Raw genomic sequence first — 22113 nt, forward strand, 5'->3', positions numbered from 1 at the left:
GAAAATAAGGTAGAAGTTTACTTTTAAACTTCTACCTATTTCTAATGATTTACTCTAACTAATGCCTGGTGCGTAACACTTTTTCAATATCGCTTAAATGAAAACCTTTTGCTTGTAATAAAACCATATAATGAAATAGAAGATCTGCACTTTCATTTAAAAATAATTCGTCATTATTGTCTTTTGCTTCAATAACTACTTCAACAGCCTCTTCCCCTACTTTTTGAGCTATTTTATTTATCCCACTTTTAAAAAGTGATGTAACATATGAACTTTCATTTTCAGGTGTGTTTTTTCGGTCTTCGATAATGTTTTCTAGTTGTGATAAAAAACCAAATGTAGAAGTGTTTTCTTCTCTCCAACACGTATCGGTTCCTGTATGGCAAACGGGACCAAGTGGTTTTGCTTGAATGAGTAAAGCATCATTATCACAGTCAACTTTTATAGAAACCAACTCTAAAAAATTACCACTCTCCTCTCCTTTAGTCCATAACCTATTTTTACTTCGGCTATAAAATGTAACTTTTTTTGATTGGTTGGTCTTTAAAAAAGCGTCCTCATTCATATATCCAAGCATTAATACTTTTCTTGTAATTGAATCTTGCACAATTGCTGGTACTAATCCGTCATCATATTTTGAATAATTTATCTGCATAGTTTTAAATTCTTACAGGTATTCCCTGCGTTTGTAATTCGTTTTTTAATTCTGAAATAGCTATTTCTTTAAAGTGAAACACACTAGCAGCCAAAGCTGCGTCTGCTTTTCCTTCTTTAAAGGCATTGGTAAAATGCACAGTAGTTCCTGCTCCACCAGATGCAATGATTGGGATGGTTAATGCATTTGATAATTGAGCCAATGCTTTATTTGCAAAACCGTTTTTAGTACCGTCGTGATCCATGGACGTAAAAAGAATCTCTCCAGCTCCCCTCTTTTCAACTTCTTTTGCCCAATCAAACAGAGTAAGTGTTGTTGGTTCTTTTCCACCAACTAGGTGCACAATCCACTCTCCGTTAATTTGTTTTGCATCGATGGCAACAACAATACATTGCGAACCAAATTTTGCAGCCAAATCGTTAATGAGTTGCGGATTTTTAACAGCCGAAGAATTTATCGAAATTTTATCAGCTCCATTTTTAAGTAAAACTTCTACATCTTCAACACTTGAAATACCACCACCAACTGTAAATGGAATATTAATAGTTTGTGCAACTTTTAAAACCATATTTGCCAGCGTTTTACGTCTTTCTTCGGTTGCCGAAATATCTAAAAAAACCAACTCATCAGCTCCATTTTCAGAATAAAATCTAGCCAATTCAACAGGATCACCGGCATCACGAAGATTTACAAAATTCACACCTTTTACGGTGCGTCCGTTTTTAATGTCTAAGCACGGGATTATTCGTTTAGTTAACATCAATAATATAGTTTTCAAGTTGTTTTAATGAGATTCGGTTTTCATAAATTGCCTTTCCTATTATGGTTCCTTCACAGCCTATTTCAGCAAGTTTAGGAAGATCATCAAAAGTAGCAACACCTCCTGAAGCTATCAACTTCAAGTTTTCTGTTTCGCTTAAAATTTGTTTGTATAGAGTAAATGATGGTCCTTCAAGCATACCGTCTTTGCTGATATCTGTGCAAATTACATAGTTAACACCTTCATTTTGATATTTTTGAATAAACGGAATGAGGTATTCATCGCTTTCTTCTTGCCACCCGCTTACAGCAATTTTTTCATTTTTTGCATCGGCCCCTAAAATAATTGTATTGCTTCCATATTGCTGAAGCCATGTTTTAAAAACTTCAGGATTTTTAACAGCAATACTACCTCCGGTTATTTGATCGGCACCGCTATTAAAAGCTATTTCTACGTCTTTGTGGCTTTTTAAACCACCACCAAAATCAATTTTTAAGCTAGTTTTTGATGCAATACTTTCAAGTACTTTATAATTAATTATTTGATTGCTTTTGGCACCATCAAGGTCTACTAAATGCAAGTATTGAATGCCGTGACTTTCAAACTGTTTGGCCACTTCAAGCGGGTTTTCATTATATATTTTTTTTGAATTGTAATCACCTTTTGAGAGTCGCACACATTTACCTTCTATAATATCTATTGCAGGTATAATTCTCATAATTAAATAGTTAAAAAGTTTTTTAATAATTTTTCGCCGGCTGTACTACTCTTTTCAGGGTGAAATTGAACCCCGTAGAAATTACCTTTTTGTAATGCAGAAGAATAATCGCCACCGTAATCTGTGGTTGCAATGGTTGCATCACAAATTGGAGCATAGTAGCTGTGCACCAAATACATAAACTCGTTTTCTAAAATATCTTTAAACAAATCAGTTTTTAAATTTGAAATGGTATTCCATCCCATCTGCGGAACTTTTACTGCATTTGAAAACCGTTTTACAGCTACATTAAAAACACCTAAGCCTTTAATGTTTCCTTCTTCAGAAGCGGTACATAATAGTTGCATACCCAAACAAATACCTAAAACTGGCTGTTGTAATGTAGGTATTACCTTGTCTAAGCTTTTTTCTTGAAGCATTTTCATTGCGCTGTCTGCGTGGCCAACACCTGGAAATATGACTTTATCAGCGTTTTCAATTTCATTTTTATCATTGCTCAAGGTAGCTTTATACCCCAATCTTTCTATTGCAAACTGAAGACTTTTAATATTACCGGCACCATAATCTATAAGTACTATTTTCATTATAAAACACCTTTTGTTGATGGAAGTATCATTTTATCAGAATCTCTTTTTACAGCTACTTTTATAGCTTTGGCAAAGGCTTTAAAGATCGCTTCAATTTTATGATGCTCATTAGTTCCTTCCGCTTTTATGTTTAGGTTTGCTTTAGCTCCATCTGTAAAACTTTTAAAAAAATGGTAAAACATTTCAGTAGGCATTTTCCCTATCATTTCTCTTTTAAAATCGGCTTCCCAAACCAACCAATTTCTACCTCCAAAATCAATAGCAACTTGCGCTAAGCAATCATCCATCGGTAATACAAAACCATACCGTTCTATACCTAGTTTACTACCTAATGCCTTTGCAAACACTTCTCCCAAAGTTATTGCTGTATCTTCAATTGTATGATGTTCATCTACTTCTAGATCGCCGTTTACGTGAATTTTTAAATCCATGTTACCGTGTTTGGCAATTTGATCTAGCATGTGATCAAAAAAAGCAATTCCGGTGTCTATATCACCTTTCCCGGTTCCATCAAGATTTAACTGGATTGAAATATCTGTTTCATTTGTTTTTCTTTTGATTTCCACAGTTCTAGAGTCTAATTTTAAAAACTCATAGATAGCTTTCCAATCATTGGTTTCTAATGCTATAACCGAATTTAATTCCTCTTTTTGAACCGTGATTTCGTTTGTTCCTAGCTGTGTATTATCATTAATAAAAATAGCTTTTGCATCAAGGTTTTTTGCTAGTTCAACATCGGTAAGCCTATCGCCTATTACGATTGACTTTTTTAAATCATATGCATCACTAAAATATTCTTGTAATAATGCTGTACCAGGTTTTCGGGTAGGTGCATTATCTTCAGGAAAGGTAGTGTCAATAACTACATTTTTAAAAATAACACCTTCATTTTTAAAGGATTTTATGATGAAGTTTTGCACCGGCCAAAAACTCTCTTCAGGAAATGATGCGGTACCCAACCCGTCTTGATTGGTAATCATCACAAGTTCATAGTTTAATTCTTTTGCTATTTTTCCTAAATAGGTAAAAACTTGTGGATAGAATACCAATTTTTCAAAAGAATCAATCTGCTCATCTGCAGGTTCTTTTATTAAGGTACCATCTCGGTCAATAAATAAAACTTTCTTTTTCATTATTTTAGGTTTTTTAAGATAGCTATTAAGCGTTTATTTTCTTCTGGAGTACCAATTGTAAATCGTAATGTATTATTACATAGAGGTTCCTTACTGCGGTTTCTTACTACAATTCCTTCCTCAATTAATTGGTCGTATCTTTTATTGGCATTATCAACTTCACAAAGAATAAAATTAGTTTCAGAAGGTATTACTTTTATAACAAAATTCAATTCAACTAAAACTTTAAGTAAGGTGTTTTTTTCTTTTGTAATTAAGTTTATTTCGGTTTTTATTTTTTTTATATTTTGAAGTTGACTTATAACTTTTTCCTGTGTTAAAGTATTAATATTATAGGGAGGCTTAATTGAGTTTAAAACTGTTATAATTTCTTCTGAAGCATAACAAATTCCTAGTCGTATTCCTGCCAATCCATAAGCTTTTGATAGGGTTTGTGTAATTACCAAATTAGGATATTGATTCAATTTTTTTGACCAACTCTCTGTTTCAGAAAAATCAATATATGCTTCATCAATAATTACCAATCCATTAAAGCTGGTTACTAGTTGAGTAATTGCCGTCTCTGAAAATACGGTTCCGGTAGGATTATTTGGCGAACATAAAAAGAGTAGTTTTGATTTTGCATCAACTTGCTGTAAAATAGAGGGCACGTCAGGTTGAAAATCTTTAGTTAACAACACTTTTCGGTTCTCAATATCATTAATAGCAGCCAGTACGCCGTACATACCATAAGTTGGTGGCAGTGTGATTATATTATCTTTACCAGGCCTACAAAAGGCTCTAAAAAGCAAATCCAGCACTTCGTCACTGCCATTACCTAAAAGCATATTATTTTCAGAAACACCTTTATGCTTCTCTATTTCCTTTTTTAAAATTCGTTGCTGCGGATCCGGATATCGATTTAAACCTGTATCAAATGGGTTTTCGTTAGCGTCTAAAAACATCATAGTTTCTTGACCTTGATTAAACTCATCGCGTGCAGAACTATATGGCTTCAACTCTAAAATATTGGGTCTAATTAAGTTCTTTAAGTTAAAAGGTGTCTTCATTGCTTCAAGCTTTTTAAACGAATTGATACTGCATTTTTATGAGCCTGAAGTCCTTCTGCCTCTGCCATTAGTTCAATTGTATTGCCTAGGTTTTTAATACCTTCTTTTGATATTTTCTGAAACGTTATACTTTTTGTAAAACTGTCTAAATTAACACCACTGTATTGCTTTGCATAGCCGTTTGTTGGCAAAGTATGATTGGTTCCAGAAGCATAATCTCCCGCACTTTCTGGTGTATAGTTACCAATAAAAACCGATCCTGCATTTTGTATTTTTTGTAAAAAATATTCTTCATTTTCAGAAATAAGAATAAAGTGCTCTGGAGCATATTCGTTTATAAGGTCAATTACTTCACTTTCTGTTTTTATAAGAATTGCTTTCGAATGTTTAATAGCTTCCGAAGCAATGGCTACCCTTGGAAGGTTTTTTAACTGTTTAGCCACTTCCTTTTTTGTTTCAGAAATAATTTTTTCTGAAGTTGAAACCAATACAACTTGACTATCAGGACCGTGTTCTGCTTGGCTTAATAAATCTGAAGCTACAAAAACAGGATTTGCAGTATCATCTGCATACACCAACAATTCTGAAGGACCCGCAGGCATATCGATGGCTACATTAAATTTTGTTGCTAATTGTTTGGCAGCAGTCACGTATTGGTTTCCGGGCCCAAAAATTTTATAAACTGAAGGAATTGTTTGGGTACCAAAGGTCATTGCTGCAATAGCTTGAATTCCGCCAACTTTATACACGTGTGTAACTCCGCAAAGTTGAGCTGCGTATAAAATTGCAGGATTAATAGCACCTTTTTTATCGGGAGGTGTACAAAGTATTAGTTCCTTGCATCCAGCAATTGTAGCTGGAACAGCAAGCATTAATATAGTAGAAAATAATGGTGCTGAGCCTCCCGGAATATATAAACCTACTTTTTGGATGGCTCTTTTTTCTTGCCAACACGTAACGCCTTTTATAGTTTCTACTACTACGCGATCTGTTTTTTGTGCAGCATGAAATTTAGTAATCGTCTTTTTTGCGGTTTGTATTGCTTCCTTAAGTTCTGTAGAAATTTGTTTTTCAGCAGTAGCAAATTCCTTATCAGTGACTAAAAGTGAATCTGGTGTTACGCCATCAAACAATTGAGTATATCTTGCTATAGCCTCGTCATCTTTGTTTTTAACTTCATTAAAAACTTCGTTTACTACTTTTTCAATTTCAAACAAGGGTTGTGTTGGTCTTTTTAAAACACTTTTCCAATCTTGTTTTTTAGGGTACGTTATTGTTTCCATTACACAATCATTTTTTCAATTGGACATACCAAAATACCTTCGGCTCCTATGGCTTTAAGCTCTTCAATAACATCCCAAAAAGCTTCTTGATTTACTACAGAGTGCATACTGCTCCACCCTTCTTTGGCTAATGGCAATATGGTAGGGCTTTTCATTCCAGGAAGTACTTTTGTAATTGCTTCAATCTTATCATTGGGCGTGTTTAAAAGTACGTAGCGATTTTCTCTTCCTTTTAAAACAGATTTAATTCTGAATAATAATTTTTCTAATAGCTCATTAACATCTTCGCTTATTTTTGGTGAAGCGGCTAATACTGCTTCACTTTTAAGAATTACTTCAACCTCTTTTAAATTATTTTTAAAAAGCGTGCTGCCACTACTTACAATATCACAAATAGCGTCTGCTAAACCTATATTAGGCGCTATTTCTACACTTCCGTTAATAATGTGTAAATCTGCAGTAATCCCCTTTTCAGTAAGAAATTTGTTAGTGGTAACCGGGTATGAGGTTGCAATACGTTTTCCGTTTAAATCCTGAATACTATCATATTCAAAAAACTTTGATACAGCTAATGAAACCCGACACTTTGAAAAACCGAGCTTTTCTTTTACAACAATGTTGTCACCGCTTTCTACTAATAAATTTTCTCCAATTATGGCGCAATCTACCACTCCATCTTTTAAGTATTGAGGAATGTCTCCATTACGCAAATAATAAATTTCTAATGGGAAATTTTTAGCCGGAGCTTTTAACTGTTCTCTACCATTATCGATAGAAATACCACAATCCTTTAAAATTTTTAAAGACTCTTCATTAAGTCTTCCTGATTTTTGTACAGCAATTTTTAATTGTTTCATTTTTTTTGTTTTTAAGGCATAAAAAAACCCGTTTGAGAATACTCAAACGGGTCTTGATATATAGTTGTGAATAGTAATTTACATCATATCAATATTGCCTCGCTTGAGCGTGGTAATGTTAAAATGATGATGATGTAAACTTATTTGTATCATAATCTGGTTACAAAGCTATAAAAAAAATTATAATTATTTATAAACATATCTATAATCAATGAAAATAAATGCAATATTTTGTTAGATTTGTTTTTAAGAAGGTTTGTAAACCAACTCACTTAAAATGAATTAGCATATTGTGAAAAGCTTTTTAATTGCTTTTATCGTTTTTTTAATTTGGGCATTCTTCGGTCTTTGGCTGTATTCTTGGCTTAATACCGACAATGAGCCTACAGCTTCTCTTACTGAAAAAACCATCAATAACGATACTCTTTCTCAAAACAATACAGTTGTAGACTCTTCATTATTACAGACTGAAAAGGTATCTAAAAACGATTCAATTTTTGAAACAGAAAATGAAGAAAAAGCGATGACTGTTAAAGACAGTGACGGTACCATCCTTTTTTTATTTGATAATGGAATAACTTCAAAAAAAAATAGCGAAGCGGTTACAATTCCATCGGCTAGTATAGATTTTAAATATAAAATAAATACCTATTTAATTGAACACCCAAATAAAGAGGTGCATATCAATTCATTATACAGTGCCGAGGAAAATATTCAAACACCAAACTTGGGAATAAAACGCGGAAAAAAAATTAAAGAACAACTTGTGAAAACAGGAGTTCCTTCAGAAAAAATTGTCATTAAACCAATAATTAAAGATGTAACCTTTTCAGAAAGTGATACTTTAAACAATGCAATTTCTTTTTCATTTGCAACTTGGGATCAAAATCGTGAAATTGTACAAGAAGAGATTAATCTACCTGAATCTATTTACGTTTATCCAAAATTTTCTGATACAGGTATAATTGTAAATAATAATTTGCGTAATTTGCTTAAAGAAGTAAAATTAGCTTTTGAAGAAACCCCAAATTTGACCATCGAAATCATAGGCCATACAGATAATGTGGGAAATGCAAGCGACAATTATAGAATGGGTTTGCAATATGCTAGAGAAGTAAGATGGTATTTAATTTCAAAAGGAAATTTCAAAAGCTCAGCAATAAAAGCATCTTCCAAAGGAGAATTAGACCCTATTGATACAAATAATTCAAAAAGAGGAAGACAAGCAAACAGAAGAATTGAAGTAGTGTATAACTATAATGAATAGTTTTTTAGAATACCTTAACCAGCTCCCCAATATACTTAGCATATTTATACTCATGTTGAGCTCATTTTGTATTGGGTATTTTTCTGGATGGTGGCTTCAAAAAAAGAAAAAAAGAAAACTCATTAACAGGTTAAAAGGCGAAGTTAACGCTGCAAAATCTCAGCAAAAAGTAAATGATATAGAAACCATCTTTACTGAAATAAAACCAAAAATTGTTGAAGTTGTAAAACAAACTCAACACGAGATTAAGCCTAAAGAAGAAGTTGTTGAAAAAACCCGAAGTAGTTTTGTTACCTACACCAAAAGTAAACCAAAACTTAACTTTGATACCATTGGATATGCTCAAAGTTATGATAAAGATGATTTGACAAAAATAAACGGGATTGGTCCTTATATTGAAGAAAAACTCAACGAAATAGATATTTATACTTTTGAACAAATAAGCAGACTCTCCCCTGCCGACATAAGAGCCTTAACTGAAATTATTGATTTCTTTCCGGGAAGAATAGAAAGAGATGATTGGGTAGGCCAAGCAAAATATCTAATAGCTTACTAAATACGTTTGTATGCACTTAGCCACACTTGACTGGGTTTTAATACTTTTCTTTTTCACACTTTTTTTAATAATTGGACTAGTTGTAGCAAAACAGTCTGGAAAAAACACTAAAGAATTTTTTCTATCAGGCCGTAATATGCCTTGGTGGTTGCTGGGTATATCTATGGTCGCTACTACTTTTGCGGCAGATACACCAGGATTGGTAACTGAGCTGGTAAGAAAAAACGGAGTGTCTGGTAACTGGGTTTGGTGGGCTATGCTACTCACAGGTATGCTTACCGTATTCTTTTATGCCAAACTATGGCGAAAATCTGGCATTACTACAGATTTAGAATTTTATGAATTACGCTACTCAGGAAAAGTTGCTAAATTTTTAAGAGGGTTTAGAGCATTATACCTAGGCGTGGTTTTTAATATTATTACAATGGCCGGTGTGTGTCTTGCCGGTGCAAAAATTGCAAATATCTTGCTTGGTATTTCACAACAAGAAGCCCTACTCTATTCATCTATAATAGTTGTTATATATTCTTCGTTGGGGGGATTAAAAGGTGTTTTAATAACAGATTTAATTCAGTTCATTATAGCGATGGTTGGTTCTATATGGGCAACAATTTACATTCTTAACCTTCCTGAAATTGGCGGTCTGTCTAGCTTATTGAATCATGAACAAGTAGCCCCAAAACTTAATATTTTACCAGACTTTTCAAATACTGAAATATTAATTACACTTTTCATTATTCCGTTTGCAGTACAATGGTGGAGCACTTGGTATCCTGGAGCAGAACCAGGAGGAGGTGGTTACATTGCACAACGTATGCTTGCCGCAAAAAATGAAAAACATGCTACCTGGGCTACGCTTCTTTTTAATTTTGCACATTATGCAATACGTCCGTGGCCTTGGATTCTAGTTGGATTGGCTTCAATTGTTATGTTTCCAAATTTAGACAGTCTAGCTACTACTTTTACTAACCTAACTCCAGCAATGCAAGGTCACGATGTTGCTTACGTAGCGATGATGACTTATCTTCCTGCAGGTTTGATAGGTTTGGTTTTAGTGTCGCTAATTGCTGCTTTTATGAGTACTATTTCTACACAATTAAATTGGGGAAGTTCATATATAGTTAATGATTTTTACGGCCGTTTTATTAATCCTTCAGCTTCAGAAAAACAAAAAGTATTGGTAGGTAGAATTTCTACAGTACTTCTTATGGCAGCCTCGGCAATATTCTCTTTTTATCTACAATCTGCAAAAGATGTTTTTGACCTTTTATTACAAATTGGTGCTGGAACGGGATTGTTATTTATTTTAAGATGGTTCTGGAAGCGCATAAATCCCTATAGTGAAATTGCAGCAATGTCTATTTCATTTATCATTGCTGTTTTCTTTTTCATTAATGGAAAGCTAGAAACTCCCTTTTTTGAAATAGCTGGTCATTGGCAATTAGTTATAGGAGTAGTCATTACTACCCTTGGATGGATAATAGTAACGTTATTGACAAAACCTACAGAAGAAAAAACACTAACCTCTTTTGAAGCACTTGTTTTTGGCAACCAAAGCAAGTTTCACAACATTAATTATAAGATACTAGCGTTTCTATTGGCTATTATAGGTACGTATAGCGTATTATTTTCAACTGGTTATTTTATTTATTCAAAAACTGTAACGGCTATTATTCTAGCTGTAGTAGCTATAATTTGTGGTGTGATTTTAGTACGAATCTGGAAACGTATAAACTAAAAAAACCTTCCATATATATGAAAGGTTTTAATATTATAAGAGAAAGATTCTACTATTGATTGCCTAATATAATTGGCATTCCACTATCTCCAGAACCTATTACAATAACTTTACTGTTAGTTGATTCAGATAGTTTTAAAGTGGCTTGTATTCCCTTTTCTTGTAATATTTTATCGGTTAATGAAGCACTTAAAATACTATTTGCTTTGGCTTTACCTTCAGCTTCTATCCTTTGACGCTCTTTTTCTTTTTGTGCTTTCTCAAGTCTAAATTCATACTCCAATGACTCTTGTTCTTGTTTTAATTTACGCTCAATTGCCATTTTAATTGTTTCTGGCAATGAGATATCACGAACTAAAATACGATTAACTTGTACAAATTGATTGCGAAGAAGATTTTTGGTTTCTTCAAGCATTTCACTTTGAATTGATTCACGCTTGCTAGCATACAGTTGTTCTGGCGTATAACGACCTACTACAGCTCGTGTAGCCGATCGTACAGCCGGTTTAATCAATCTAGTTATGTAATCTTCTCCTTTTTCTTTATGAAGTTTACCTAAGTTTGAATCTTCAGGCTCAAACCACACTGAAGCTTCCAAACGAATATCAAGACCGTTTGAAGAAAGTACTTTCATTGATTCGTCCAAAGATTGTTGACGTACTTCATATATAAAAACATCATTCCAAGGTGCAACAATATGAAAACCTTCTGTCATGGCAGGCTCATCGGTTACTACACCGCCTCCAAATCTTTTATATAATACTCCTGCTTCACCAGATTCTATGGTAACTGCAGATTTTGCAATTACAATTATCAAAATGATAATTCCTATAATTATTGGTATTCCTATTTTGGGTAATCGTTCCATTCTAATTTATATTTTTAAAAATTTATATTAATCCGTTATATTTTCTTATAAACCACTCTGCACTAAGTGTTATAACTATAAGTGCGAGTAGGTATTTCCAGTCAATTAAAGGTACGGTTTTTTGTTCTCTTTTTTGAATAGCTTGATAGTTCTCATTTGTAAGTAAGCTTTCAACTATTTTTTCAGTTTCTGAAGGAAAAAAAGCAACACCACTTGTTTGTTCTGCTACGCGATTAAGCTTTGATATATTAGCATTTAAAAACTGCTGCTCAACATTAAAATCTAAAATGGTAAAACTACCACTTCTAGAAATCTCTTCATCACTTACTGAAACTGTATATGTATATTCACCTGCGGGTAAATTATTTACATCTACTTCATAAAAGTTGTTTTTTAACAACATAGGAAAAACAGTTTGCTTTTCTGAATCACGATCAACAACCATAATATTTAATGCGGCGCGAGAATCAAACACATAATTTTTATCAAAATATTGTGCCGAAATTTTTATGGGATTATTATTATAGTAAAACGTCTCATTAGTAACCTCTAGACGACTTCTGCGCTTATTTGAGGCTAAATATTGAACCAGTTTACCCATAAAAGAATCAAATTCTTGAAATGTATCTGTTTTTAAAAATGATTGTGCGCGCCATTTCCAAAAGCCTTCTCCATCCCAAATTGCACTGCGCAGACCATTATACTCTATTGTTGCCGCTAGCGGATATCCTGTTTCAAAACCATCAACTGTTTGATTTAAAAGCACCTCGTGTGAAGCTTCAATAGTTAAATCACCAAAAGTTGTAGAAAGGGGAGGAAATTCAGAGAAACCTACATCTTCCATAGCAAATGTTCCGTAATTAGGATTTAAAAGCGCCGTAACTTCTTCTGTTTGTAAACTTGTTTCTTTTTTAAATTGCTCTTGAGCAGTATTTAAAAAGTTCCAGTCGGTTTCAGATCCTGTAAACGTGAGTGTGTTTTTTTTAAGCCTATCAATTTCTTTATAAACTTGCGAAAACGTTCTGTCCGGTTGGTAAAGAATAATTAGTTGATAATCATTTAGTTTTGAGATTGCCTCATTGGGCTTCAAAATGCTAACTGTGCGTTGTTCGTTTGCGGTTATGGATTTTTTTAAAACACCAATATCAGGATGTGTTAAATCACTCACTATCAAAACATTGGTTGCTTGGTCTATCACTTCTACAGCAAACTGTTTATAATTATTATTTGTGTTTTTTTCGTCTTGTAAAGCAACCAACTCTGCTGTATATTTTTGTAATCCTACTTGATTGGCAGGAAGTGTAAAATTGAGTGTTTTGCTATTATTTATTTCAGAAAAATTTACCATTTCTGAATACACCGTTGCATTCCCTTGTTTAATGGTAAATTGAGAGGTTACAGGAGATTCTCCATTGTAAACTAAAATCACTTCAACAGGAAATTTATTCTTTAAAAAAGCATAGCGATTGGTGTTTAATTGTTCAATTTTTAAATCGATATACTTAGTAGAATCGCCTAAAATTACTGGATAAACAGCATTTTTGTAGGTTGCCGAAACAAATTCATAATCTCTACCTAGCGTTTGATTACCATCTGTAACGATAATGGTTGGGGCAGTTTGGTTTTTAAATAAATTATTTGTGGCTTCGAGTGCTTTTGATAGGTTACTATTTTTTTCTGCAAAAGAGAGTGAATCCATTTCATTAAACTCATTTCCAAACGAAAATAATAATATATCAAATTTTTCATTCAACTCTTTATTATTTCTAATTTCTGAAATAAAAGCTGAAGCTTGATCCGTTTGTTTCAACTCTTTAATTGAAGCAGAATTGTCTACCAAAACGGGTAGTTTCGGTTTTTCAATAGAATAGGTTTCACTTCTGAATTTTGGGTTAATTAATAACAGTAAAAGTGAAAAAAAGGTGATAAAGCGTAATAAACCAAATGTCCATCGCAAGGATTGTGAGTACTTTGTTTTATATCCATACATGAACAACGCCAGCGTAAGAGAAATTACACCGGCGATGATGATATATAGTATGGTTTCAGAAGTCAATGTTTGTTTTTAAGTGGTTTAGGTTAACATTCCGCCATCAACATTTAATACTTGTCCTGTAACGTATGAAGATAAATCACTACCTAAGTAAACACAGGCATTTGCAATATCTTCGGGCGATCCACCTCGTTTAAGTGGGATTGCTTCTCGCCAGCTTTGAACAGTTTCTTCATTAAGCTTTCCAGTCATTTCAGTTTCAATAAACCCTGGAGCAATTGCATTACAACGAATGTCCCGTGATCCTAGCTCTAATGCTACAGACTTTGTAAATCCAATAATTCCTGCTTTTGATGCTGCATAATTTGTTTGTCCTGCATTACCTTTCACTCCTACTACAGAACTCATATTGATAATTGAACCTTTTCGTTGTTTAAGCATGGCACGTTGCACGGCTTTTGTCATATTAAAAACCGATTTTAAGTTTACTTCAATAACTTTATCAAAATCTTCTTCTGAAATGCGCATTAATAAATTATCTTTTGTGATACCGGCATTATTCACTAAAATATCGATACTTCCAAATTCTTTTAAAACTTCTGAAGCTAATTCTTGAGATTCTTCAAAACTTGCTGCATTGCTTTGATATGCTTTAACTTTTGTACCTTCCTTTGAGAGTTCAGAAGCTATTGCCTCAGCAGATTCTTTTGATGAATTATATGTAAAAGCAACGTTGGCACCGTGTTTTACAAACGTTTCTACTATTCCTTTACCTATTCCACGGCTACCTCCTGTTATAATTGCTGTTTTACCTTCTAATAATTTCATAATGATTAATTATTTGTTTGACTGGTTATTTATAAAATGTAGCAAACTAATTGACGTGTTGCTTAAATATCAAATATAAAAAAAGCCCTGCTAAATTAGAGGGCTTTTTGAACTTATAATTTAGGTATATTACCCTAGTACTTCTGCTACTTTCTTTCCTATTTCAGCAGGAGAATCTACTACGTGTATACCACATTCTCTTAATATTTTCTTTTTAGCTTGAGCGGTATCATCGCTTCCGCCTACAATTGCTCCTGCGTGGCCCATAGTACGTCCTGCAGGTGCTGTTTCTCCAGCAATGAAACCAATAATAGGTTTTTTACTTCCACTTTCTTTGTACCATTTTGCAGCATCGGCTTCAAGTTGTCCACCAATTTCACCAATCATAACAACTGCTTCAGTTTCATCATCATTGATTAAAAGCTCTACAGCTTCTTTTGTTGTAGTACCAATGATAGGATCACCACCTATACCGATAGCTGTAGTAATACCTAGCCCTTGTTTTACAACTTGGTCTGCAGCTTCATAAGTTAGTGTTCCAGATTTTGAAACCACACCTATTTTACCTTTTTTAAAGACAAAACCAGGCATAATTCCTACTTTAGCTTCGCCAGGAGTTATAACGCCCGGACAGTTGGGACCTACTAAGCGGCAGTCTTTATCTTTTATATAATCTGCTACTTTTATCATATCACCTGTAGGAATACCTTCTGTGATAGTTATAATTACTTTGATACCTGCATTTGCAGCCTCCATGATGGCATCTGCAGCAAAAGCTGGTGGTACAAAAATTATTGTTACATCGGCTCCTGTTTCTTTTACAGCGTCTGCAACGGTATTAAAAACTGGTTTGTCTAAGTGTTTTTGACCGCCTTTTCCTGGGGTTACACCTCCAACTACGTTGGTACCGTAATCAATCATTTGACCGGCATGAAAAGTACCTTCACTACCTGTAAAACCTTGTACGATGATTTTTGAATCTTTATTTACTAAAACGCTCATTCTCTTTCAGAATTTTTTATTGTTTTATTTTAAACTACTATGTTGCTCTTTTACGATTAAAAAGCGAAGCAAAGGTACTATTTTGAAATAGCTTTTAAAAGAAATTATACTTTAACCTTATGATATGATTCATTTGTATCATCCATATCGGTAACCGGTTGACTTATCTGGTGACCTCTATATATTTTCTCGTCTTTCACCTCCCAAATAGCTAAAAAATGAGCAATACCTAATTCTTCATCGGGGTTTTCAATAGTTTTAATGTAGTATTTATATCTTACAGTAACATGGTTTCCATCTACCAGAAGGTGGCTCACTTCTACTCTCAAGTCATCATAAGTGCGACGCATTTCGGTAAAATAATTTACCAAATCGTCAAAACTCATAATAGTCAAGCCCTTGGTACTGTTCCAAAGTAATTCTAAATCTTTATGAAAATATTTTTCTAATACAGAATGGTCATTTAAAACATCTGATAGGTAAAACCTTCTCACTATTTCCTTTGCACTTTTACTCATTTTATTCTATCTAATTTATCTATTATATCAGGTATTAAGCGTATTGAAGCTAATTCCTTGTATTTTTTTCTGAATTCATCTGCTGGGGTTCCAAAATAGGATTTATGTCCCGGAAGTGACTTGCTAACACCGCTTTGTGCAGAGATTACAGCTTTTTCACCAATGGTAATACCGCTAGTAATACCTACTTGTCCCCAAATGGTAACAAAATCTTCAACTAGCACACAACCGGCTATCCCTACTTGTGAAGCAATTAGACAACGTTTACCAATAACCGTATCGTGACCTACGTGAACTTGATTATCAAGTTTTGTTCCTTCGCCTATGGTAGTTGAAGCCGTAACACCACTATCAATAGAACAAAGAGCCCCTATATCAACATTGTCTTCTATAACTACGTTTCCGCCACTTAGCAACTTATCAAACTTTTCTGGTCGATTTTTATAGTAAAAAGCATCTGCTCCCAAAACAGTTCCTGAATGAATAGTAACATTGTTTCCTATCTTGATATTATCATAGATAGTAACATTGGGATGAATCAAACAGTCATCCCCTATTTCTACATTGTTTCCTATAAAAACATTAGGTTGAATAATTGTGTGATTTCCAATTTTGGCAGAATCTGCAATAACAGCTGTAGCCGCTACAAAGGGATTAAAATGATTGATTAATGCATTAAAATCTCTAAAAGGGTCATCACTTATTAACAGCGCCTTTCCTTCAGGGCAAGCAACTTCTTTATTTATTAAAACAATGGTAGCAAGAGATTGCAACGCTTTATCGTAATACTTAGGGTGGTCTACAAATACAATATCACCGGGTTGTACTACGTGAATTTCGTTCAAACCCAAAACCGGAAAAGTATCATCACCAACATACTTACAATCTAGTATGTTTGCAATACCTTTTAACGTTTGAGGGGTTGAAAATTTCATTTTTATAAATTTGAAACCAAATATAAAAAATCCCATCACAATAGCATCGTGACGGGATTTAAAATTTTGATAGTTATTAACTTATTCTTTAATACGCTCTTGGTATTGTCCTTTTTCTGTATCAATTCGTATTTTATCACCTTCATTAATAAACAAAGGAACGTTTACTTCTGCTCCTGTCTCAACGGTAGCAGGCTTTGTTGCGTTTGTAGCTGTGTTTCCTTTTACACCAGGCTCTGTTGCAGTTACTTCAAGCACAACGTGTGCAGGCATTTCAACAGAAAGCGGTGCGTTGTCTTCTGTATTAATTAATACGGTAACAACTTCACCTTCTTTCATTAATTCTGGAGTGTCAAGTGCTTCTTTTAATAAACGTATTTGAGTATAATCTTCAGTATTCATAAAGTGGTAAAACTCACCCTCATTATATAAAAACTGAAACTTATGAGTCTCTACACGAACATCTTCAATTTTATGACCGGCAGAAAATGTATTATCTACTACTTTTCCTGTAGTTACACTTTTTAATTTAGTACGTACAAATGCAGGACCTTTTCCAGGTTTTACGTGTAAAAATTCAATTATTTTGTAAATGTCGTGGTTATAGTGAATACATAACCCTTTTCTAATATCTGAAGTTGTTGCCATATTTACTCCTATAAAATAGGTGTGTTTTTAATTAAACTTTTTTTTATTTTAATTTCAGAAATATTAATTATTACTGAAATATCCTTTCATAATACCTCTTTTTGAGTTCTTAATAAACTGAAGAATTTCATCACGTTCTGGAGTTGCCTCCATTTCGGCTTCTATAATTTCTGAAGCTTGAGTGGTATTATAATTATTTTGATACAGAATTCTGTAAATATTTTGAATTTCGCGTATTTTTTCAGTTTCATAACCTCTTCTACGTAAACCGATAGAATTAATTCCTACATAAGATAATGGTTCACGAGCTCCTTTTACATAAGGAGGAACGTCTTTTCTTACTAATGATCCGCCGGTTACAAACGCGTGGCTACCAATCATACAAAACTGGTGTACAGCAGTCATACCTGCTAACACTACGTAATCACCTACAGTAATATGACCGGCTAAGGTACTTGCATTTGAAAAAATACAGTTATCACCCACAATACAGTCATGAGCTATGTGACAATAGGCCATGATTAAACAATTTTTGCCTATAATTGTTTTACCCCGGTCAATTGTACCTCGGTTAACAGTAACGTATTCTCTAATGGTTGTATTATCACCAATTTCGGCTGTGGTTTCTTCGTCCTTAAATTTTAAGTCTTGTGGAACGGCGGAAATAACAGCTCCTGGAAAAATGTTACAATTTTTACCAATACGAGCACCTTCCATAATAGTTACGTTTGAACCAATCCAAGTTCCTTCACCAATTACAACATTGTTATGTATGGTTGTAAATGGTTCAATTACAACGTTTTTGGCTATTTTTGCGCCCGGGTGGACATATGCTAACGGTTGATTCATTTAGTCATTTTTTGATTTTACTACCTGTGCCATTAATTCTGCCTCAGCACACAATTTACCATTTGCAAAAGCATAGCCTTGCATATGGCAAATTCCTCTACGTATTGGTGAAATTAAATCACATTTAAAGATTAATGTATCACCCGGAACCACTTTTTGTTTAAACTTAACTTTATCTATTTTCATAAAGTAAGTAAGGTAGTTCTCAGGGTCAGGTACTGTACTTAAAATTAATATTCCGCCTGTTTGTGCCATAGCCTCTACAATAAGCACTCCTGGCATAACTGGAGCTCCTGGAAAATGCCCCTTAAAAAACTCTTCATTCATTGTCACGTTTTTAGTACCTAACACATGACTGTCTGAAAGTTCGAATATTTTATCGATTAACAACATAGGTTGTCTATGAGGTAACATTTTCATGATCTGATTAATATCCATTAAAGGAGTACTATTCAAATCTACTTGAGGTACTTGGTTGCGTTTTTCAGCTTTAATTATTTTAGTCATTTTTTTAGCAAACTCGGTGTTCACTTTATGACCAGGTTTATTGGCTATAACCCTACCTTTAATTCGTGTTCCAATTAAGGCTAAATCACCTACTACGTCTAGAAGTTTGTGTCGAGCGGCTTCATTGGGATGGTGCAGGGTTAGATTATCTAAAATTCCATTTGGTTTTACAGAAATTTCATCTTTACCAAAAGCACCTCTAAGTTTTTCCATTGTTTCTGGAGACAGTTCTTTATCAACGTAAACTATAGCGTTGTTTAAGTCTCCACCTTTAATTAAACCGTGATCTAATAAGGTTTCTATTTCGTGTAGAAAACTAAATGTACGAGCGTTTGATATTTCATTTTTAAAGTCTGAAAGACGCTGTAATGAAGCATTTTGTGTGCCTAATACTTTCGTGCCAAAATCTACCATTGTTGTAATCTGATACGATTCTGAAGGTATTACTGTAATTTCACTACCTGTTGCTTCATCGGCAAAGCTTATTACCTCTTTTACAACATACTCTTCGCGTTGTGCTTCTTGTTTAACAATTCCTGCATCTTCAATAGCTTCAACAAAAAACTTTGAAGAACCATCCATAATAGGTGGCTCTGAAGCATTCAGCTCTATCATGCAATTATCAATCTCCATCCCTACTAAGGCAGCCAACACATGTTCTGAAGTTTGAATTTTCACACCTTTTTTTTCGAGGTTGGTGCCACGTTCTGTATTTGTAACATAATTTGCATCTGCTTCTATTACAGGGCTTCCCTCAAGATCAATACGAATAAATTTGTATCCATAATCTTCAGGCGCAGGTTTAAAAGTAATGGTTACTTCTTTTCCTGTATGCAATCCAACTCCTTTAAGAGAAGTTTCTTTGCCAATTGTTTGCTGATTTGTGGTATTACACTCAATCATTGTCAATTTTTTTTTCAAAGGTATTAAATCGCTTGATTATTTCTGGTAAGTTTTTGAAATGAACATAGCTCTTATTAAAACTTGAGTAGCTAAGTGCTGGTGAACCTTGTAACGCTTCATTGTCTTTTACATTTCTACCTATGCCACTTTGTGCTTGTATTTTTACATTGTCACCAATGGTTATATGCCCCACTATTCCTACTTGGCCACCAATTATACAGTTTTTGCCAATTTTTGTAGAACCTGCTATTCCAGATTGGGCTGCTATTACTGTATGTTCTCCTATTTCTACATTGTGAGCTATCTGTATTTGATTATCAAGTTTTACTCCTTTTCTAATAATTGTAGCTCCTAGTGTTGCTCTATCTATGGTGGTTCCGGCTCCTATATCTACATTGTCTTCAATAATAACATTTCCGGTTTGAGGCACTTTTGAATATTCGCCGTTTTCATCTGGGGTAAACCCAAACCCGTCTGCTCCTACAATAACGCCACTGTTTATAACGCAGTTATCGCCTATTATAGTTTCAGAATAAATCTTGGCTCCGGCAAAAACAATTACATTATCACCAATAGTAACATTGTTACCTATATATGTATTGGGGTAAATTGTAGCGTTATTACCTATTTTCACATTATCCCCTAAATAAGAAAAAGCGCCTAAATAGAGGTTATCTCCATATGATGCGCTTTCTGAAATATAAACAGGTTCTTCAATACCTGTTTTATTCATCTTTACTTGGTTGTAATACTCTAGAAGCTTTGAAAAGGCTTTGTAAGCATCATCAACTCGTATTAATGTTGTATTTATATTGTGTTCAGCAACAAAATCTTTGTTGACAATTGTAATTGTAGCTTGAGTTGAATAAATATGTGAAGTATATTTAGGATTTGCTAAAAAGGTAAGACTTCCATCAGTTCCTTCTTCAATTTTAGCTAATTTAGATACTTCGGCATTAGCATTTCCTTCTATTTCTCCTGCTAAAAGTCCTGCTATTTGAGTTGCTGTAAATTTCATTTAGTAGCATTATTGGTTGAAAATACTGCAAACGTAAGCGATATAATTATGCTCTTATTACAATATTGGTTTTGCTGCATCTCTGCAAAAATAGAAAAAAAGGTTTAGTTATTCCTTTTTGGATAGCATAGATAATATTTTATTACTTTTTCTGAAAGCGCTTTTAAGTTTACCTGGTCACTTGCTTTTGCCACATCACGCACTTTTCCAGACTTGGTTAACAAATTAATTGTTTCTTTATCCATTCGATACGCTTGATTTTCTATGCTTCCGGTAAACACAAAATAGTTTGCTTCATCTTCAGATAAATTATAGCGCTGCATGGTTTGTTGTATTTTTTTCTGAATTTTTTCTGAAGTAACCGGTTTTTTCTTCATTTTAATTTTAAGCAAATCTCGATTTAAAATCATTTTGGCCAATGTTTTTAAAACAAAATCTTCTTCTTCTACCCAAGATTTCATTGCCGAAACAATATCATAGTCATCAAGTTTTGAAAAGGTGTCAAGAACATCTTTAGTAAAGGTTTTATGAGTGATAGAGTGTTTCAGAAAAAACAATAATGCTTTGCTAGCTGGTAGTTCAACCCCATTGTCTGTCAATTCTTTTGCTCTTTTCAACATTCTAAGTAATAACTGCTCTGCAACAAGACTCGTTTTATGTAAGTAAACTTGCCAATACATCAAACGACGCGCAATGATAAACTTTTCAACTGAATAAATACCTTTTTCTTCTACTACCAGTTTGTCATTCTTTACATTGAGCATAGCAATTAATCGCTCTGAATTTACCGCCCCTTCTGAAACGCCTGTATAAAAACTATCCCGTCTTAAATAGTCTAAACGATCCATATCTAACTGACTTGAAATAAGCTGATGTAAAAATTTTCGGTCATATTCATCTTTAAATATGGTGATAGCAAGCGTTAATCTGTTGTTAAAGTTTTTATTCAATTCTTCCATAAACAACAGTGAAATTTGCTCATGATTTACATTTTCAACAATACTATTTTCCATAGCATGAGAGAATGGACCGTGCCCAATATCGTGTAGTAAAATTGCAATACACAAAGCTTCTTCTTCTTTTTCTGAAATCTCAATTCCTTTATAACGAAGCACTTGCACTGCTTTACGCATTAAAAACATAGCTCCCAGCGCATGATGAAAACGCGTATGATGTGCTCCAGGATATACCAAATATGACATTCCCATTTGAGAAATTCTGCGTAATCTTTGAAAGTAAGGATGCTCAATCAAATCTGAAATGAGCTTATTGGGTATGGTAATAAAACCGTAAACAGGGTCGTTTACTATTTTGAGTTTGTTACGTGATTTCAAACTTTTAACTTTTAATTATACCGGCTTTTTTCAAATTGAAAAAATTCAGGTTTATTTTTGTTGTAGAAGCAATCTTTTCAGATAAACTGAAAAAAGTGCAACACAGA

The 22113-nt window shown here is 33.7% G+C and carries 22 protein-coding genes; 3 read left to right on the top strand and 19 right to left on the bottom strand.

Translation table 11 applies throughout. The features are described from left to right. Nucleotides 1–58: 58 nt before the first annotated feature. From hisIE to hisG, 8 genes are read right to left on the bottom strand one after another with little or no spacing between them, the layout of a single operon-like run. On the bottom strand, nt 59–655 hold the full coding sequence (gene hisIE, locus INR76_RS11330) for a bifunctional phosphoribosyl-AMP cyclohydrolase/phosphoribosyl-ATP diphosphatase HisIE (RefSeq protein WP_223108075.1): 597 nt from the start codon (nt 653–655) through the stop codon (nt 59–61). 4 nt (nt 656–659) lie between these two features. Next, nucleotides 660–1415 (bottom strand): imidazole glycerol phosphate synthase subunit HisF, encoded by a 756-nt coding sequence (gene hisF, locus INR76_RS11335; protein WP_223108076.1) that lies wholly within the window; start codon nt 1413–1415, stop codon nt 660–662. After that, on the bottom strand, nt 1405–2133 hold the full coding sequence (hisA, locus tag INR76_RS11340) for a 1-(5-phosphoribosyl)-5-[(5-phosphoribosylamino)methylideneamino]imidazole-4-carboxamide isomerase (protein WP_223108077.1): 729 nt from the start codon (nt 2131–2133) through the stop codon (nt 1405–1407). The genes hisF and hisA overlap by 11 nt, the downstream gene beginning before the upstream one ends. A 2-nt stretch (nt 2134–2135) precedes the next feature. Further along, nucleotides 2136–2717 (bottom strand): imidazole glycerol phosphate synthase subunit HisH, encoded by a 582-nt coding sequence (hisH, locus tag INR76_RS11345; RefSeq protein ID WP_223108078.1) that lies wholly within the window; start codon nt 2715–2717, stop codon nt 2136–2138. Continuing rightward, nucleotides 2717–3853, bottom strand: coding sequence for a bifunctional histidinol-phosphatase/imidazoleglycerol-phosphate dehydratase HisB (gene hisB, locus INR76_RS11350; RefSeq protein ID WP_223108079.1), 1137 nt, complete (start codon nt 3851–3853; stop codon nt 2717–2719). Before hisB ends, hisH begins: the two co-directional genes overlap by 1 nt. Continuing rightward, nucleotides 3853–4902, bottom strand: a complete 1050-nt coding sequence (hisC, locus tag INR76_RS11355) for a histidinol-phosphate transaminase (RefSeq protein ID WP_223108080.1) — start codon at nt 4900–4902, stop codon at nt 3853–3855. Before hisC ends, hisB begins: the two co-directional genes overlap by 1 nt. Continuing rightward, on the bottom strand, nt 4899–6185 hold the full coding sequence (gene hisD, locus INR76_RS11360) for a histidinol dehydrogenase (RefSeq protein WP_223108081.1): 1287 nt from the start codon (nt 6183–6185) through the stop codon (nt 4899–4901). The genes hisC and hisD overlap by 4 nt, the downstream gene beginning before the upstream one ends. Next, complete coding sequence (hisG, locus tag INR76_RS11365) at nt 6185–7042, bottom strand: ATP phosphoribosyltransferase (RefSeq protein ID WP_223108082.1); 858 nt, start codon at nt 7040–7042, stop codon at nt 6185–6187. Before hisG ends, hisD begins: the two co-directional genes overlap by 1 nt. A gap of 292 nt (nt 7043–7334) precedes the next feature. Between hisG and INR76_RS11370 the strand changes: the two genes are divergently transcribed. From INR76_RS11370 to INR76_RS11380, 3 genes are read left to right on the top strand one after another with little or no spacing between them, the layout of a single operon-like run. Further along, nucleotides 7335–8309 (top strand): OmpA family protein, encoded by a 975-nt coding sequence (locus INR76_RS11370; RefSeq protein WP_223108083.1) that lies wholly within the window; start codon nt 7335–7337, stop codon nt 8307–8309. A gap of 52 nt (nt 8310–8361) precedes the next feature. Next, the gene (locus tag INR76_RS11375; RefSeq protein ID WP_223108084.1) at nt 8362–8865 is read left to right on the top strand and encodes a hypothetical protein; all 504 of its coding nucleotides are present in this window, start codon (nt 8362–8364) and stop codon (nt 8863–8865) included. 10 nt (nt 8866–8875) lie between these two features. Continuing rightward, nucleotides 8876–10603: a sodium:solute symporter family protein gene (locus tag INR76_RS11380; protein ID WP_223108085.1), complete on the top strand. Its 1728-nt coding sequence runs from the start codon at nt 8876–8878 to the stop codon at nt 10601–10603. 52 nt (nt 10604–10655) lie between these two features. Here INR76_RS11380 and INR76_RS11385 read toward each other — a convergent pair whose 3' ends face one another. From INR76_RS11385 to INR76_RS11435, 11 genes are all read right to left on the bottom strand, one after another. Next, on the bottom strand, nt 10656–11471 hold the full coding sequence (locus INR76_RS11385) for a prohibitin family protein (protein ID WP_223108086.1): 816 nt from the start codon (nt 11469–11471) through the stop codon (nt 10656–10658). Nucleotides 11472–11493: 22 nt separating this feature from the next. Beyond that, the gene (locus tag INR76_RS11390) at nt 11494–13527 is read right to left on the bottom strand and encodes a VWA domain-containing protein (protein ID WP_223108087.1); all 2034 of its coding nucleotides are present in this window, start codon (nt 13525–13527) and stop codon (nt 11494–11496) included. An 18-nt stretch (nt 13528–13545) separates the two neighbouring features. Next, nucleotides 13546–14292 (bottom strand): 3-oxoacyl-[acyl-carrier-protein] reductase, encoded by a 747-nt coding sequence (gene fabG, locus INR76_RS11395; RefSeq protein WP_223108088.1) that lies wholly within the window; start codon nt 14290–14292, stop codon nt 13546–13548. 129 nt (nt 14293–14421) lie between these two features. Next, entirely contained in the window at nt 14422–15294 is an 873-nt protein-coding gene (gene sucD, locus INR76_RS11400; protein WP_223108089.1) for a succinate--CoA ligase subunit alpha, read from the bottom strand. A 104-nt stretch (nt 15295–15398) separates the two neighbouring features. Next, a complete protein-coding gene (locus INR76_RS11405) occupies nt 15399–15812 on the bottom strand; it encodes a nuclear transport factor 2 family protein (protein WP_223108090.1) in 414 nt (137 codons plus the stop codon). Further along, on the bottom strand, nt 15809–16747 hold the full coding sequence (locus INR76_RS11410) for a UDP-3-O-(3-hydroxymyristoyl)glucosamine N-acyltransferase (RefSeq protein ID WP_223108091.1): 939 nt from the start codon (nt 16745–16747) through the stop codon (nt 15809–15811). The genes INR76_RS11405 and INR76_RS11410 overlap by 4 nt, the downstream gene beginning before the upstream one ends. Nucleotides 16748–16828: 81 nt before the next feature. Then, on the bottom strand, nt 16829–17395 hold the full coding sequence (gene efp, locus INR76_RS11415) for an elongation factor P (RefSeq protein ID WP_223108092.1): 567 nt from the start codon (nt 17393–17395) through the stop codon (nt 16829–16831). Nucleotides 17396–17458: 63 nt separating this feature from the next. Further along, nucleotides 17459–18244: an acyl-ACP--UDP-N-acetylglucosamine O-acyltransferase gene (lpxA, locus tag INR76_RS11420; RefSeq protein ID WP_223108093.1), complete on the bottom strand. Its 786-nt coding sequence runs from the start codon at nt 18242–18244 to the stop codon at nt 17459–17461. After that, entirely contained in the window at nt 18245–19654 is a 1410-nt protein-coding gene (locus tag INR76_RS11425) for a bifunctional UDP-3-O-[3-hydroxymyristoyl] N-acetylglucosamine deacetylase/3-hydroxyacyl-ACP dehydratase (RefSeq protein ID WP_223108094.1), read from the bottom strand. Continuing rightward, nucleotides 19647–20672, bottom strand: a complete 1026-nt coding sequence (gene lpxD, locus INR76_RS11430; RefSeq protein WP_223108095.1) for a UDP-3-O-(3-hydroxymyristoyl)glucosamine N-acyltransferase — start codon at nt 20670–20672, stop codon at nt 19647–19649. Before lpxD ends, INR76_RS11425 begins: the two co-directional genes overlap by 8 nt. Before the next feature lie 104 nt (nt 20673–20776). After that, complete coding sequence (locus tag INR76_RS11435) at nt 20777–22006, bottom strand: HD domain-containing protein (RefSeq protein WP_223108096.1); 1230 nt, start codon at nt 22004–22006, stop codon at nt 20777–20779. Nucleotides 22007–22113 lie beyond the last annotated feature (107 nt).

The organism is Marixanthomonas sp. SCSIO 43207 (assembly GCF_019904255.1).
Lineage (GTDB): Bacteria > Bacteroidota > Bacteroidia > Flavobacteriales > Flavobacteriaceae > Marixanthomonas.